This is a genomic window from Streptomyces sp. NPDC003327, from assembly GCF_053589515.1.
The window spans coordinates 160,427-173,406 of record NZ_JBSFSA010000011.1 but is presented as its reverse complement, the minus strand read 5'-3'; the positions used below and the strand labels follow the sequence as shown (position 1 = coordinate 173,406).

The window sequence follows — 12,980 nt, the reverse complement described above, 5'->3', positions numbered from 1 at the left end:
CCGCCCCGCAGACGCGGGGCGGACCAGCGGCGTATCAGGCCCGGACGGAAGGCGCGGTCAGATCCGGCCCCCGACGAGGCGGGTCAGCGGTCCGAGGGCCGGCCGCGCGGTCGCACGACCGGCCGCGAAGGCGGCGCCGGCGACCCCGGCGAGCCCCGCCGCCGCTCCGGCCGCGACGGCCTTGCGGTTCTTCACGACCGTCCAGGCCGTGGTGGCGGCGGACGTCACCTTCGCCGCGTTCGCCGTGACGGCTTCCCGGCCCGTCTGCAGACCGCCCGTCACCGCGCCCAGGGCGCCGGTCTCACTCGCCTCCCGCGCGGCGGACTTGGCACCGTCCGTGGCCGTGGAGGCCTTCGAGCGGGTGCGCTCCGCGGTCGAAGCGGCCCGCTTGGCGGTCCGTGCCGGGGACTTGCCGCGCGACGAGGTCCCCTTCGCGGAGGACGTCTTCGCCGAAGAGGTCTTCGCCGACGCCGTGGCGTCGGTGCTCTGAGAACTGTCGGAACTCCCGTTCGATGTAGTCATGGCATTCCTCCTTGCCTGTGTCGGGCAGATGAAACGGTGAAACGGTCCAGCGGGGCTTTCCGGGTCACCGGGGCAGCAACGAACCGAGCGGGCCGAGGTCCAGGTTCAGGTCGTCCATGGTCAGCCCGTAGCGCGCGCACAGTTCCTCCATGCGCTCCTCCAGGATCATCAGCGTCATGCCGACGCGTTCTTCCTCCTCCTCGCCGAGGTCGCCCTGGTCGACCCGGTGGACGGCGGTGCGCTCCATCAGCTGGCGCAGCAACTCCACGATCGTCAGGACGAGTTTGATCAGGTCCCGCTCCACCGTGTCGGGGTCCGTGGAGAGCCGCTGCGTCAGGGCGTGGCCCACGGCGGCACCGTCCGGTGCGCGCCCGCGTTCCTCCAGGTCGAGCGGCACGTGGTTCGGGCTCATGCGGTGTCCTCCTCACGGCTCTCGATTCCGACCGGGCGCGCCCAGGGCGCCGGGTCGTCGGCGGTGATCGACCGGATGACCGCCCGCAGGTTGATGTGGACGAGGTCCACGTCGGCGATGGACAGGACCAGGTCGCCGGTCAGGACGGCGCCCCCGGTCAGCAGGCGGTCCAGGAGGTCGATCAGCGCGACCGGCGGCCCGGTGAGCCGGTCGCCCGGCTCGTGCACGCCCATGTCCACGAAGGGGGTGCTCATGGGGTCGCCGCACCCCCCTCGCCCCCCTCGGTGACGGGCGAGGCGAAGGAGTACGGTGCCCACGGCCCGGTGACCTCGACCCGGACGCCCGCCACTCCGCTCCCGGCCGCCTCCACCTCCGCCCGGAACCGCGCCTCGGCGTTCGCGGGCACCAGATAGGCATGGTTGGCGACGTTCACGCCGCGCCCCCCGGACAGCTCGCCCTGCTGCGTACGGTGGGTGACGGCGGCCCGCGCGGTCTCCTGGACCGCCCGGGTCACCCGCCCCGTGACCTCCTCGGCAGCCCGGTAGAGCTCCTCGGTGCCGCGCCGCTGTCGCCTGCGCTGCTGGAGGTACGCCCTGCCGGGGCTCGTCGGCGCCGCGCCGGGCTCCGGTGCGGGGCGCGCGGCGGAGGACGCGGCGGCGGGGTCCACGAAGACCTTCACGCCCAGTTCGACGTGGCCGTCCAGCCACGTCAGCATCCCGGTGAAGGAGCCCCGGTGGGCGAGGAGCATCTCGCTCACCCGTTCCTCGTCGGTGTAGACCGTGGCCAGGCGGAGGGGGAGGACCGGGGTCAGCGCGAAGGCGGCGTCGACGACGGCGTGGTGGGCGCGGGCCAGTGCCTCGAGCCCGGGGAGGTCCTCAAGCCGGCGGTGCAGCGGCTCCTCGTCGAAGGCGGCGGCCGGAACGGCCGACGCGAGGGCCACGAGGCCGTCGCCCGCGACCAACCGCACGTCGTGCCCGTCCACCCCGCCGCCGGCGCCGGCGAGGGGGGCGAGCCTCCCGTCGTCCCGGCCGACGCCGTAGACGTACACGCGGGTGGAGTCCTCCCGGGCGTCGGTCCGGCCAGCGGTCTGGCCGTCGGTGCGCTCGGTCGTCGTCATCGCGTTCCCTCCGTCCCTTCGTCCGTGACGGCCTCTCGTTCACCGCTCCGCAGGCGCGCGAGCTCCGCGCGCAACAACGCGTTCTCGTCCACCAGTTGGCGTTCGCGGCGGGCCCCGTCGTCGAGGGGGGCGGGCGCGCGCGCCCGCGAGGAGAGCGAGGGATCGTGCTCCCACCAGTCGATCCCCATCTCCTTCGCCTTGTCGACGGAGGCGACCAGCAGGCGGAGCTTGATGGTCAGCAACTCGATGTCGAGGAGGTTGATCTGGATGTCGCCGGCGATCACGATGCCCTTGTCGAGCACGCGCTCCAGGATGTCCGCGAGGTTCGCGGACGAGCCCTGACGGCTGCTCGGCGGTCCGGCGTGGGGTGAGGCCGGCAGGCGGCCCGCGAAGGTCTCGGACACGGTGTGCGCCCCTCTCCAGGGATGGTGCGTCTGCTGTCGGTCGGGGGTCGGGGGTCGGGGATCGGGGATCGAATGTCTGGGGTTTGGGGTTTGGGGTCTTGAGTCAGCGATCAGCGGTCAGCAATCAGCGGTCGACCTCGTCGGAGTCCTCGTCGTAGAACTCCTCGTCGTCCTCTTCCTCGTCCTCGTACGCGGCGTCGTCGTATGCGACGTCCTCGCCCTCGACCGCTTCGTCCTCGTAGAGGTCCTCCTGGTCCTCGTCCTCGTACTCCTCGTCGTCGACGTCGTCGTCCCGCAGCATCAGGTACGTGCGGTAGCGCTCGAGGTCGAGGCGGGCGAGTCGGCCCGGGACGCGGCAGGCGGTCCGCAGCCTGCCGCGCAGCCCCCGGGGGGCGTACTCCAGCACCAGGAGGATCCGGGTGAGATCGTCGGCGAGCCGGTGGAAGGTGACGACTCCGTGGACGGTGCCCCGCGCGCCCTCGGCGGTCCAGGCGATGCGCCTGTCCTGGATCTCCTCGGTGTCGACGACGTTCCGGGCGACGATGCCGAAGTCCTCGAACGCCGCCCACTCGTCGTACGCCACCTCCAGGGGAACGCCGACGTCGAGGTCCTCGACGACCGTCACGCGCTTCGCGGAGCCGCCGTTCCGCCCGCGACCCCCGCCGACGACCCCGACCGCCTTCTTCTTCACCGAGTCCTTGGCGGCGTGCGCGCCGACCGTCAGCGCGGCGCGCAGCGGTGTCTTCCCCTCGCCGAGCGCCCGCCGTCCCCGCTCCAGGCCCTTCAGGAGGGCCCCCCGTCCGGCGGCCTCGAAGCGTGACGTCAGGTACAGCCGGAGTTCTTCCTTGAGCCGTTCGCCCGCCGGGCCGTCGAGCACGTCGCTCTTGATCCTGCCCAGGGCCGATTCACTCATCGCCGTCGCCCCCGCCCTTGCGCGCACGGGGCACCGAGGACGTCCGGAGCGTGCCGCTCGGGGACCACGTGCCGAGGGCCTCGGCCGCCGCGGCCTTCGCCGCCTCGGCCACCTCCCGGCGGAGCTGCGCGCCCAGCGCCGCCGTCGTCGGGGACTCGACGACGAGCCGGCCGAGCCGCCAGGGGTCCAGGTCCATCTTGCGGCCGACGAGGAACAGCCCCGCCCCCACGGCCAGTCCGGCCACCCCCGTCTTTCCCAGCAGGTAGCCTCCGACCAGTGCGGCGGCCACGGTGCTGTTCTTCGGGTTCACCGGCCCGCCTCCTCCCCTCGCGCCCGTTCCTTGTACGTCGACCACATCGACCACATCAGCCATATCGACATCAGCCGTTCTCCGTCCTCCCTCGGTACGCCTCGATCTCGTCGAGCCGGTCGAGGAGTTCGTCCTCCAGCCGGTCGAACTCGTCGGGGTCCAGCCGGCCGTTCTCCAGGTCGTTCACCAGCGCCGCGAGCCGCGCCCTGACGGGTCCGGGGTCGTAGTACTCCCGTTCCGCGGCCTGCAGCACCTGGTCGATCACCCACCCCGTGCCGCGCAGCGGGGCGAGGGGCAGTGTCAGGATGTCGCCGAGCAGTCCCATCCGTCCGCCTCCTCCGCCCCGCCGCGACCGTGCGCCGTCCGCCGTGTCATACGAAGCTGTACGGCGGGAGGGGGCCGGTCAGCGTGAAGGTGCACGCGTCGCCCCCGCGGTCCGCTTCCTCCCGTACCGCGTGCACGAACTCCTTCGAGGACCCGGCGGGCACCAGGAAGGAGGCGTTGAGGAAGTGGCCGGACCCGGGCTCGGACCGCGCGACTTTGGTGGCGACGGGCTCCAGCCGCTTCAGGGTGTCCTCGGCCTGTGCCGCGCTGCGCTCTGCAACCTCGCGGGCGACGAGCTCGCCCAGGGCGACCCGGTCCTCCTGGGCGGCGTCGCCCGACCGCGTCCGCTCGTTGAGCTGCCGGATCTCCTCCGAGTCCGCCACGATCTCGCGCAGCAGGTCCTGTTCGTCCCTGGCCGCCTTGAGGTGGAACTCCAGGTGGCCGTCCAGCTCGCCCAGCCGCGCGCGGTAGGCGTCGCCGTCGTGCTCCAGGACCTCGGCCACCTTGCCGTCGTCCGGGCCGAGCAGCCCGAAGCGCATGGGCAGCGTCGCTCCGTCCGCCATCAGGGACTCGACCACCGCCTCGTGGGCCAGCACGTCCCGCCGCTTGGCGCGCAGCCCTTCCTCGGCGTCGCTCACGACCGCGGCGAGGTCCCCGGCGGAGACGGTCCGCAGCGCGGCCGGGGGTTCACCGACTCCCTGGAGGCCTTCCAGGGAGGCCGGGTGATCGGCCGAGACGATCGCGTAGACATAGGTCGGCACTTCTACTCCTCCCGCCGGGTGGCAGACGACCGGCCGGAGGTGGACTTGCGCGCCGGCCGCTTCCTCGGTTCCTCCTCGGACTCCTCCCGCTTGCTCTGGAGGGAATCCGTGAACGCCTCGACGGCGCCCGTCAGGGCGCCCTTCGACTTGCCCTTCGCGCCGCTCTCCGTCATCTCGCCCACGATGTCGGTGAGTTGTGTCGGCGCCTTGCGCCCGGACTCCAGGTCGAGCCGGTTGCACGCCTCCGCGAAGCGGAGGTAGGTGTCCACGCTCGCGACGACCACACGGACGTCGATCTTGAGGATCTCGATGCCCACGAGGGAGACGCGTACGAACGCGTCGATCACGAGGCCTCGGTCCAGGATGAGTTCCAGGACGTCGTAGAGATTGCCCGAGCCGCTTCCGCCGCTCGTCGTACTGCTCTGTTGGACGAGTGTCACGCTGAACTCCTTCCGTTTCGGCGCCCGTTGCCCTCAGGGAGCAACGGACCTGCCCAGGGGAGGGGGGTTTCCGCCGTCGTCAACGGCGGTCGATCTGGCCGCGGGCGTAGCGCCGGGTGCGTTCGTACCCGACCAGCCGGCCCTCGGGGTCGAGGGCGACGCGGTACGAGGCCATCACGCTCATGGTGTCCGGGATCTTCGCCAGCTCGACGACCTCCACGTCCGCCGACCAGCCGTCCTCGGTCGCCCGCACGGACGACACGGATCCCGGGTCGCACCGCAGCAGTTCCGCCAGTTGGGTGGAGGCGCGGTGCATCGCCGTCGCCAGGTCGATCGATCGGGTCTTGTTGTCCTGTTCTCCGTCGGTCGTGCTCATAGTCCCGTCCGTCACACAGGGAAGTCCGGCCGGGAAGGGCCCCCGGCCGCGGTCCGTGGCTGGTGACCGCGTGCCCGGCGCCCCTCGTTGTATGCGTGCGAGACGCGAATCGCGGTGCCCGGGTCACGAGAACATAACGGGTCTGGGCCCGGGCTTGAGACGTTGTTCACCCGGCGGTCGTCCGGCGGAACACCGGACTCCACCCTGCCGCCCGAAGCTCGGCCAGGCGCTCGAAGCGCCACTCCCTCCCCTCCCCTCATGTAGGAGTCCCCTGTGCGCACGTCCCGCTCGCTGCTCACACTCCTCGCGGCGGCCCTCGGCGCCACCGCGCTCACCGTCCCGTTCACGAGCGACACCGCCGAGGCCGCACGGCCGGTGAAGGCCTACAAGGGCCTGCCGAACGGGGTCAAGACCAACAAGACGCTGGTGATCGGCATCGACGGCGTCCGGTTCGACCAGCTCATGCTGTCCGACGCCCCGCACCTGAAGGCCCTGATGGCCGGCGGTCTGACCGCCCGGAGCAGCCTGTACGGCTACCCGATGTCGTCCACGATGTCCGGCCCTGGCTGGTCGACGATCGCCACCGGCGTCTGGCCCGACAAGCACAAGGTCGTCGACAACAACTTCACGTCGCGGTTCGACCTCTACCCGGACTACACCGCGCGCATGGAGACCGCCAACGCCCAGATCTCCACGCTGGTGGCGGGCTCCTGGCCGGACATCACCGGCAAGGTCTTCAACAGCGGGAAGACCGACGTCAAGGTGAACGGCAACTACGACGACGATGCCACCACGGTCGACGCCGCCGACTACCTCCGCAACGGCAACCCCGACTCCACCTTCGTCCACCTGGACGCCGTGGACGGCGCCGGTCACGAGTTCGGCGGCACCAGCCAGCAGTACCGCGACGCGATCCGCACCGCCGACGGCCAGGTCGGCCGGATCGTCGCGGCCGTCAGGGCCCGCGCCACGTACGCGGGCGAGAACTGGCTGATCATGGTGACCACCGACCACGGGCACGTCGACGAGGGCGGCCACGGCGGCAACAACCCGAACGTCCGGAAGTCCTTCGTCATCGCCAACGGCGGCGGAATCGACGCGGGTTCGCAGCGGCACGACGTGAAGATCGCGGACGTCGCCGCCACCGCCCTGAAGCACACCGGGGTCGCGATCGACCCGGCCTGGGGCCTGGACGGCATCCCGATCCAGGACCTCGCCCCCGACGCGTTCGACGGGCTGCGCGGCTCGCTGCGGACGCGGGTCGACGAGACCGGCACCCCCGACCCGATCGCCGCGGACACCGTCGGCTTCACCCACACCCCGCCCGCCGGCTGGAGCGTCGACAACTCGGCGATGCCGAGCGGCGGCGTCACCGAGTGGCGTGGCTGGGCCTTCTCGACCGACGAGTTCTGGAGCTTCTCCGAGGGCTACCAGGGCCGCGAGTCCAACGTCCGGGCCCGTGACGTCTTCGCCGTGGCGGACTCCGACGAGTGGGCCGACGCGACCCACGGGACCGGCCCGTTCGACTCCACGCTGGTCAGCCCGGTCTACCAGCTGAACGGTGCGAGCACGGCGCGCGTCACGTACGCCAGTCACTACATGGTGAACGGCCCGCAGACCGGCGACGTGTACGTCTCCTTCGACGGCGGTGCGCCGCAGCTGCTGAAGTCGTACCGGACGGCGAACGTCAACCAGGTCGAGTCGGTCACGGTGAACGTCCCGGCCGGGGCCGCCACCGCACAGCTGACGTTCCGTTACACCGGCACCGACAGCGCGTTCTGGACGGTCGACCGCGTCAGCCTCACTCCGCAGTCCTGATCCCGCAGTCCTGATCCCGCAGTCCTGACTCCGTATCCGGAGCCCTGATCCCGCAGTCCTGACCTGGGGTCCGGCCGTCGACGCGATGCCTCGCGCGGCGGCCGGACCGCGTTCCCCCGGGGTACGTCAGAGGGGGCGGGGGCCTTCGTCGAGGCGGCGGCGGATGTGGTGGACGAGGGCGTCCGAGACGCGTCGGCGGTCCGCGTCCGGAAGGTCCTCGTAGCCGGCCGAGACGGTCATCCACTCGTTGAACACATAGCCGGTCCCGGAGACCAGCCAGTCCACGCAGAGGTAGTCCGCCTCCAGGCTCCGGGCCAGCCGTTCGCTCAGCTCGACCACCTCGGCCGCCGGCTCGTAGCCGGAACCGCTGCCGCCCTGGCTGACGTTGGCGAGGTACGCCTCCCCGGTCGGCTCGCGCAGAAGCGCGGCGATGACCCTGCCCTCGTGGACGAACACGCGTACGTCGCCGTCGTTCGGCACGTGCGGCTGCACCAGACAGCCGAGGCCGCCGGGCGTCAGCAGGTCGATCGTCGCGGCCAGGTGCTGAGGCGTGTCGACCTTGAGCACGCCGAACCCCATGGCCATGGAGCGCGGCTTCACGATGTACGGCCCGGCCGGCAGCTCCGTCTCCACGGCGTCCAGGGCGCGCCGGGCGTAGCGCCCGAAGGGCACCGAGACGGTGGGCAGCACGGGGACTCCGAGCGCGGCCGCGTGGTGGTACATCGCCAGCTTGTCGAGGCCGAAGGCGTCGGGGTCCAGTGTCCCGTCGGTGAGCAGGACGCAGTCGGAGGCCCGTACGGTGCGGGTGACGGCTTCGAGGTGCCGGGCGACCGCCGGATCCCACGACCAGGAGGTGATGAGGAAGCCCGCGTACTCCGCGAGCAGGTCCTCCTTCCCGCAGAGGAGGCGCGGACGCCCGTTCCAGACGGGGACGACGTCGCAGGAATGGACGACCCGCAGGTCGAAGCCGGCCGCGCGCAGCATGTCGACCCGCTCGGAGCCCTCGCGCTTCAGGCGCTCCTGCACGCGCGGGTCGTAGTTGTCCGGAGTGGTGATCCACACCAGCTTCCGTCGGGCGGACGGATCGGTCGAGCGGTCGTTCACAGCGCCTCCTCGGGGGCGGACGACTCGGACGGGTCGGACGGCGACTGCGCGAGGACGCGCATGCCGCGCAGTGGGGAGCAGAGCAGCCAGAGGGAGGCCAGGGCCGTCCCGGCGGCGCCCACCCAGACGGCGGACCGGGCGCCGTGGAACTCGGCGAGGACACCGCCCAGGAGTACGCCCAGGGGCCGCGCCCCCCAGGCGAAGAAGCGGACCGTGGCGTTGACGCGGCCGAGCAGGTGGGCGGGCACCGTTCTCTGCCGGTGGCTCACCTGGGCGACGTTGTAGACGACCAGGCCCGCGGCGAAGGCGAACTGGGCGCAGACGACGAACGCGAGGCGCGCTCCCGGTCCGGCGAACCCGGCGAGCAGGGTGCACGGAGCGGCCAGGGTCACGCTCAGGACGACGGCCCGCCCGTCGCCGAGGCGCTCGATGACGCGGCGTACGACCAGGGTCGCGCAGAGACCGCCCGCGCCGCCCGCCGTGAACAGCAGCCCGATGGTGACGGCCGACACCTCCAGGTCCTGGGCCAGCAGGACGAGGAGCATGCCGTACCCCATGCTCCAGCAGAAGGTCATGGTGGTGGAGCAGGCCACCAGGAGACGGAGCACCTGGTGGTCCCACAGGTACCGGACGCCCTGGGCGATCGAGCGCCCGAGGGGGTCGCGTGGCGTCCGGTCGACCGGTTCGGGCCGCCGGTCCCGGATGCGGGCGACGCAGAGCGCCGACCCCACGTACGCGACCGCCGACGTCATCACCGCCAGCGGCGCCGAGAGGGCCTGCACGATCAGGCCCGCGACGCCGGGCCCGGCCACCGCGGCCGTCTGGTCGACGACGACGAGGCGCGAGTTGGCCGTCACCAGCCCGTCGGGGCCGACGAGATGGGGAAGGTAGCTCTGGTCGGCGACGTCGAAGAACACGGTGGCGACGCCCACCACGAACGCCACCGCGCACAGGTGCGCGACGGCGAGCGCGTCCAGCGCCCACAGGACGGGGACCGCGGCGAGGGCGGCGGCCCGTACGAGGTCGGCCACGATCATGACCGGACGTTTGCGCATCCGGTCGACCCACACCCCGACCGGCAGTCCGATCAGCAGGAACGCGACCGTCTGCGAGGCGGCGACCAGACTCACCTGGAAGGGGGTCGCGCGCAGACCGGTCGCCGCGAGCAACGGCATGGCCAGGTTCAGGACGACGAATCCGGCCTGGCTGAGCGATTGGGCCCACAGCAGCGGGCGAAGGCCCGGCAAGGGCCCGGACGGTCCGGTGGTTCGGGACACACCGCTGCGGAACTTGCTGAGCTGCATGGCACCGCCGTCGATCGTCCGGGCACGGGGCGCCGCGGAGGGGGCGTCAGGACGGGCAGAAGCTATGCGGTCGGCGGATGCCCCGCAACGCTCCCGCGCGCCGCCCGCCGCAACATTCCCGACGTACGCGCAGGTCATCGCGCCGAGGACGGTGAGCGGCGGTGCCGGATGCCCGTGCGCCGAGAGGCGGCCGAGAGGCCGGCGAGAGGCACCCGGCGCCGCGCGGCCGACGGCGTCCGTGCTCTCGTCCCCCTCCGTGCCCTCGTCCGCGTCCCCCGGTCCGCGTCTCCTTGTCCGCGTTCGTGCGAACGCTGTCCGTCATGCGGAATCCCACGGTGACGTTGACCCGACTCGGCATGAAATCAGCCATTCACCGCGCCGATACGGGCGTCCATTGACACACCGCTCTCACTTTCCGTCTACTTCTCACGCACAGCTCGACCGGCAGTCGACGCGCGTCACCACGTGAAGGGTCCCAGGATGTTCACCGATGACTCACATGGCGAAGATGTCAGGGATGACGGATGCGGCGGTTCCCGGCCCGTCGCCATCGCCGTGTTAGGACCGCTCGAGGTCCGGGTCGGTTCGGACGACGTGATCGTTCCGGGCCACCGCCAGCGGGGAATCCTGGCCGCGCTGGCGCTCCAGCCGGGGCGCGTCGTGCCCACCGGCCACCTCATCAAGGCGGTGTGGCACGACAAGGCCCCCCGGACGGTCCTGGGCCAGGTGCACACCGGCATCTGGATGCTCCGGACGACCCTCGTCAACGGCGGGGCCCCGGAGGACGCGGTCCAGTCGTGCGCCACCGGATACCGGCTGAACGGCGACCTGTGCTCCGTCGACGTGACGGCGTACCGCGCGAAGGTCGCGGAGGCCCGCGCCGTGCACCAGCTCGGCAGGGTCGACGAGGCGGCGCGGCTCCTGCGCGCGGCGCACGAGCTGTGGCGCGGCCCCGCCCTCGCCGACCTCCCGCACGACGGTCTGCGCGGCTGGGCGACGCGCCTGGAGGAGGAGCACCTCGTGGCCCTCCAGTACCAGGCGTCCCTCGAACTGCAGCTCGGGCGGCACGAGGAGGTCATTCCCGAGCTGTTCGAACTGGTCGACACCTACCCGCGCCGCGAGAGCCTGCACGCCGACCTGATGCTCGCGCTCTACCGTTCCGGGCGCCAGGCGGACGCCCTGGAGGTCTTCCACGGCGTGCGGCAGACCCTCGCCGAGGAACTGGGCATCGACCCCGGGCCCCGCCTGCGCACCCTGGCCCAGGCGATCCTCTGCCAGGACAGTCGGCTGACTCCGCGCTTGACGACCGCTCAGCCTCCCGTGTACGCGACGCTGTCCGGCCCGGCGCACGCGCAGGCTCCGGCGTCCGCCGACGGCATGCTCTGAGTACCGGGCGCCCGGGCCGTTCCGCGGCCCGTCGGGCCTTACGTCAACACGATTGACGTGCGAACGGCCGAGCGGCTTCCATGACGCCCTGTCCGCCGCCCCGCGCCCGTCAGGCGCGCCCGCACGCAAGGGAGCCGCCGCATGCCCCACGCCGATCTCGTCCTCACCGGGGGCCCCGTCCTCACCATGGACCCGGCCCGCACGCGCGCGAGCTCGCTCGCGGTCACCGGCGAACGGATCACGGCCGTCGGCCACGACGAGGTCCGCGAGCTCGTCGGGCCCCGGACCGAGGTCGTCGACCTCACCGGCAAGCTGCTGCTCCCCGGCTTCCAGGACGCGCACATCCACGCCGTCGGCGGTGGCGGCGAGCTCGCGCAGTGCGACCTGACCGGGGTAGTCGACGTCGGGACCTGTCTGGAACGGATCCGTGCCTACGCCGAGGCCCACCCGGAGCGGGAGTGGATCACCGGCGGCGGCTGGTCCCTGGAGACCTTCGCCGGCGGACTGCCCACCCGGCACCTGCTCGACTCCGTCGTACGAGACCGCCCCGTGCTGCTCGTCAACCGGGACCACCACGGCGCCTGGGCCAACAGCCGCGCGCTCGAACTCGCCGGGGTCACCGCCGCCACCCCGGACCCGGCCGACGGGCGCGTCGAGCGCGAGGCGGACGGCGCCCCGAGCGGCATGCTCCAGGAGGGCGCGACCGGGCTCGTGTCCCGGCTCGTGCCGCCGAGCACGCCGGAGGACCGGCTCGCGGGGCTGATGCGGGCCCAGAAGCTGCTGCACTCGCTGGGGATCACCGGCTGGCAGGACGCGCTGCTCGGTGAGTTCAACGGCATGCCCGACCCGTCCGACGCCTACCTGACCGCGGCGCGGGACGGTTCGCTCACCGCCCGGGTGACCGGCGCGCTGTGGTGGGACCGGGAGCGGGGTGCCGAACAGATCCCGGAACTCGTGGCGCGCCGCGAGGCGTTGGGCTTCGGACGGTTCCGGGCCGGCTCGGTGAAGATCATGCAGGACGGGATCGCGGAGAACTTCACTGCGGCGATGACCTCCCCGTACCTCGACGCCTGCGGCTGCGCCACCGCCAACTCCGGTCTGAGCTTCGTCGATCCGCAGGCGCTGCGCGCGCACGTGACCGCGCTCGACGCCCTCGACTTCCAGGTGCACTTCCACGCGCTGGGCGACCGTGCCGTACGCGAGGCGCTCGACGCGGTCGAGGCGGCCGTGGCCGCCAACGGGCGGCGCGGCAACCGCCACCACCTCGCCCACCTCCAGGTGGTCCACCCCGACGACCTGCCGCGCTTCGCGGCGCTCGGCGCCCTCGCGAACATCCAGCCGCTGTGGGCCGCGCACGAGCCGCAGATGGACGAGCTGACCATCCCGTTCCTCGGGCCCGAACGGGCCGCCTGGCAGTACCCGTTCGGGGACCTGCTGCGGGCCGGTGCCACCCTCGCCGCGGGCAGCGACTGGCCGGTCTCCAGCCCCGACCCGCTCGCCGGCCTCCACGTCGCCGTCAACCGCCGCGAGCCCGGGACCGCGGACCCGCGGGTGTTCCTGCCCGAACAGCGCATCGACCTGACCGGCGCCCTGGCCGCGTACACGGCCGGCTCTGCGCACGTGAACGGCCACGACGACGCCGGCAGCCTGCGCCCCGGGCACCTGGCCGACCTGGTGGTCCTGGACCGCGACATCCTGACCGCGCCGCCGGAGGAGATCGCCGACGCCCGCGTCGAGCGCACCTACGTGGGCGGGGTCCTCGTGCACGGCTCCTGACGCCGCTCGGGCG

16 protein-coding genes are annotated in these 12,980 nt (G+C 72.4%); 3 read left to right on the top strand and 13 right to left on the bottom strand.

Translation table 11 applies throughout. The annotated features are described in order from the left end of the window. Positions 1-57: 57 nt before the first annotated feature. From ACWDVG_RS13465 to ACWDVG_RS13415, 11 genes are all read right to left on the bottom strand, one after another. Positions 58-522: a hypothetical protein gene (locus tag ACWDVG_RS13465; RefSeq protein ID WP_451699194.1), complete on the bottom strand. Its 465-nt coding sequence runs from the start codon at positions 520-522 to the stop codon at positions 58-60. 64 nt (positions 523-586) lie between these two features. Next, the gene (locus ACWDVG_RS13460; RefSeq protein WP_451699192.1) at positions 587-934 is read right to left on the bottom strand and encodes a gas vesicle protein K; all 348 of its coding nucleotides are present in this window, start codon (positions 932-934) and stop codon (positions 587-589) included. Continuing rightward, a complete protein-coding gene (locus ACWDVG_RS13455) occupies positions 931-1,167 on the bottom strand; it encodes a gas vesicle protein (protein ID WP_451699211.1) in 237 nt (78 codons plus the stop codon). The genes ACWDVG_RS13460 and ACWDVG_RS13455 overlap by 4 nt, the downstream gene beginning before the upstream one ends. Positions 1,168-1,184: 17 nt before the next feature. Continuing rightward, positions 1,185-2,051: a GvpL/GvpF family gas vesicle protein gene (locus ACWDVG_RS13450; RefSeq protein WP_451699190.1), complete on the bottom strand. Its 867-nt coding sequence runs from the start codon at positions 2,049-2,051 to the stop codon at positions 1,185-1,187. Then, positions 2,048-2,455 carry a gas vesicle protein gene (locus ACWDVG_RS13445; RefSeq protein ID WP_451699188.1) on the bottom strand — a complete coding sequence of 136 codons (408 nt, stop codon included), beginning with the start codon at positions 2,453-2,455 and terminating at the stop codon, positions 2,048-2,050. Before ACWDVG_RS13445 ends, ACWDVG_RS13450 begins: the two co-directional genes overlap by 4 nt. A 124-nt stretch (positions 2,456-2,579) precedes the next feature. Further along, positions 2,580-3,368, bottom strand: coding sequence for an SRPBCC family protein (locus ACWDVG_RS13440; RefSeq protein ID WP_451699186.1), 789 nt, complete (start codon positions 3,366-3,368; stop codon positions 2,580-2,582). Continuing rightward, entirely contained in the window at positions 3,361-3,678 is a 318-nt protein-coding gene (locus ACWDVG_RS13435) for a hypothetical protein (RefSeq protein ID WP_451699184.1), read from the bottom strand. Before ACWDVG_RS13435 ends, ACWDVG_RS13440 begins: the two co-directional genes overlap by 8 nt. A 70-nt stretch (positions 3,679-3,748) precedes the next feature. Beyond that, the gene (locus ACWDVG_RS13430) at positions 3,749-4,003 is read right to left on the bottom strand and encodes a gas vesicle protein GvpG (RefSeq protein ID WP_451699182.1); all 255 of its coding nucleotides are present in this window, start codon (positions 4,001-4,003) and stop codon (positions 3,749-3,751) included. A gap of 46 nt (positions 4,004-4,049) precedes the next feature. Further along, positions 4,050-4,763, bottom strand: a complete 714-nt coding sequence (locus tag ACWDVG_RS13425; RefSeq protein WP_451699180.1) for a GvpL/GvpF family gas vesicle protein — start codon at positions 4,761-4,763, stop codon at positions 4,050-4,052. Positions 4,764-4,765: 2 nt separating this feature from the next. After that, positions 4,766-5,203: a gas vesicle structural protein GvpA gene (locus tag ACWDVG_RS13420; RefSeq protein WP_451699178.1), complete on the bottom strand. Its 438-nt coding sequence runs from the start codon at positions 5,201-5,203 to the stop codon at positions 4,766-4,768. A gap of 79 nt (positions 5,204-5,282) precedes the next feature. Continuing rightward, positions 5,283-5,579, bottom strand: a complete 297-nt coding sequence (locus tag ACWDVG_RS13415; RefSeq protein ID WP_451699176.1) for a gas vesicle protein GvpO — start codon at positions 5,577-5,579, stop codon at positions 5,283-5,285. A 273-nt stretch (positions 5,580-5,852) separates the two neighbouring features. On the opposite strand from ACWDVG_RS13415, the gene ACWDVG_RS13410 reads away from it, so the two are divergent. Beyond that, the gene (locus tag ACWDVG_RS13410; protein WP_451699174.1) at positions 5,853-7,397 is read left to right on the top strand and encodes an alkaline phosphatase family protein; all 1,545 of its coding nucleotides are present in this window, start codon (positions 5,853-5,855) and stop codon (positions 7,395-7,397) included. A gap of 126 nt (positions 7,398-7,523) precedes the next feature. Here ACWDVG_RS13410 and ACWDVG_RS13405 read toward each other — a convergent pair whose 3' ends face one another. Together ACWDVG_RS13405 and ACWDVG_RS13400 are read right to left on the bottom strand one after the other, a co-directional pair. Continuing rightward, entirely contained in the window at positions 7,524-8,501 is a 978-nt protein-coding gene (locus ACWDVG_RS13405; RefSeq protein WP_451699172.1) for an ATP-grasp domain-containing protein, read from the bottom strand. After that, on the bottom strand, positions 8,498-9,748 hold the full coding sequence (locus ACWDVG_RS13400; RefSeq protein WP_451699170.1) for an MFS transporter: 1,251 nt from the start codon (positions 9,746-9,748) through the stop codon (positions 8,498-8,500). Before ACWDVG_RS13400 ends, ACWDVG_RS13405 begins: the two co-directional genes overlap by 4 nt. A gap of 612 nt (positions 9,749-10,360) precedes the next feature. On the opposite strand from ACWDVG_RS13400, the gene ACWDVG_RS13395 reads away from it, so the two are divergent. Then, positions 10,361-11,191 carry an AfsR/SARP family transcriptional regulator gene (locus ACWDVG_RS13395; protein ID WP_451699167.1) on the top strand — a complete coding sequence of 277 codons (831 nt, stop codon included), beginning with the start codon at positions 10,361-10,363 and terminating at the stop codon, positions 11,189-11,191. 141 nt (positions 11,192-11,332) lie between these two features. Continuing rightward, positions 11,333-12,967, top strand: a complete 1,635-nt coding sequence (locus tag ACWDVG_RS13390; protein ID WP_451699164.1) for an amidohydrolase — start codon at positions 11,333-11,335, stop codon at positions 12,965-12,967. Positions 12,968-12,980 lie beyond the last annotated feature (13 nt).

What these genes read in the sequence shown, in the direction of transcription:
- ACWDVG_RS13465 (WP_451699194.1), bottom strand. Translation starts at nt 522, where the DNA reads ATGACTACATCGAACGGGAGTTCCGACAGTTCTCAGAGCACCGACGCC.
- ACWDVG_RS13460 (WP_451699192.1), bottom strand. Translation starts at nt 934, where the DNA reads ATGAGCCCGAACCACGTGCCGCTCGACCTGGAGGAACGCGGGCGCGCA.
- ACWDVG_RS13455 (WP_451699211.1), bottom strand. Translation starts at nt 1,167, where the DNA reads ATGGGCGTGCACGAGCCGGGCGACCGGCTCACCGGGCCGCCGGTCGCG.
- ACWDVG_RS13450 (WP_451699190.1), bottom strand. Translation starts at nt 2,051, where the DNA reads ATGACGACGACCGAGCGCACCGACGGCCAGACCGCTGGCCGGACCGAC.
- ACWDVG_RS13440 (WP_451699186.1), bottom strand. Translation starts at nt 3,368, where the DNA reads ATGAGTGAATCGGCCCTGGGCAGGATCAAGAGCGACGTGCTCGACGGC.
- ACWDVG_RS13430 (WP_451699182.1), bottom strand. Translation starts at nt 4,003, where the DNA reads ATGGGACTGCTCGGCGACATCCTGACACTGCCCCTCGCCCCGCTGCGC.
- ACWDVG_RS13415 (WP_451699176.1), bottom strand. Translation starts at nt 5,579, where the DNA reads ATGAGCACGACCGACGGAGAACAGGACAACAAGACCCGATCGATCGAC.
- ACWDVG_RS13390 (WP_451699164.1), top strand. Translation starts at nt 11,333, where the DNA reads ATGCCCCACGCCGATCTCGTCCTCACCGGGGGCCCCGTCCTCACCATG.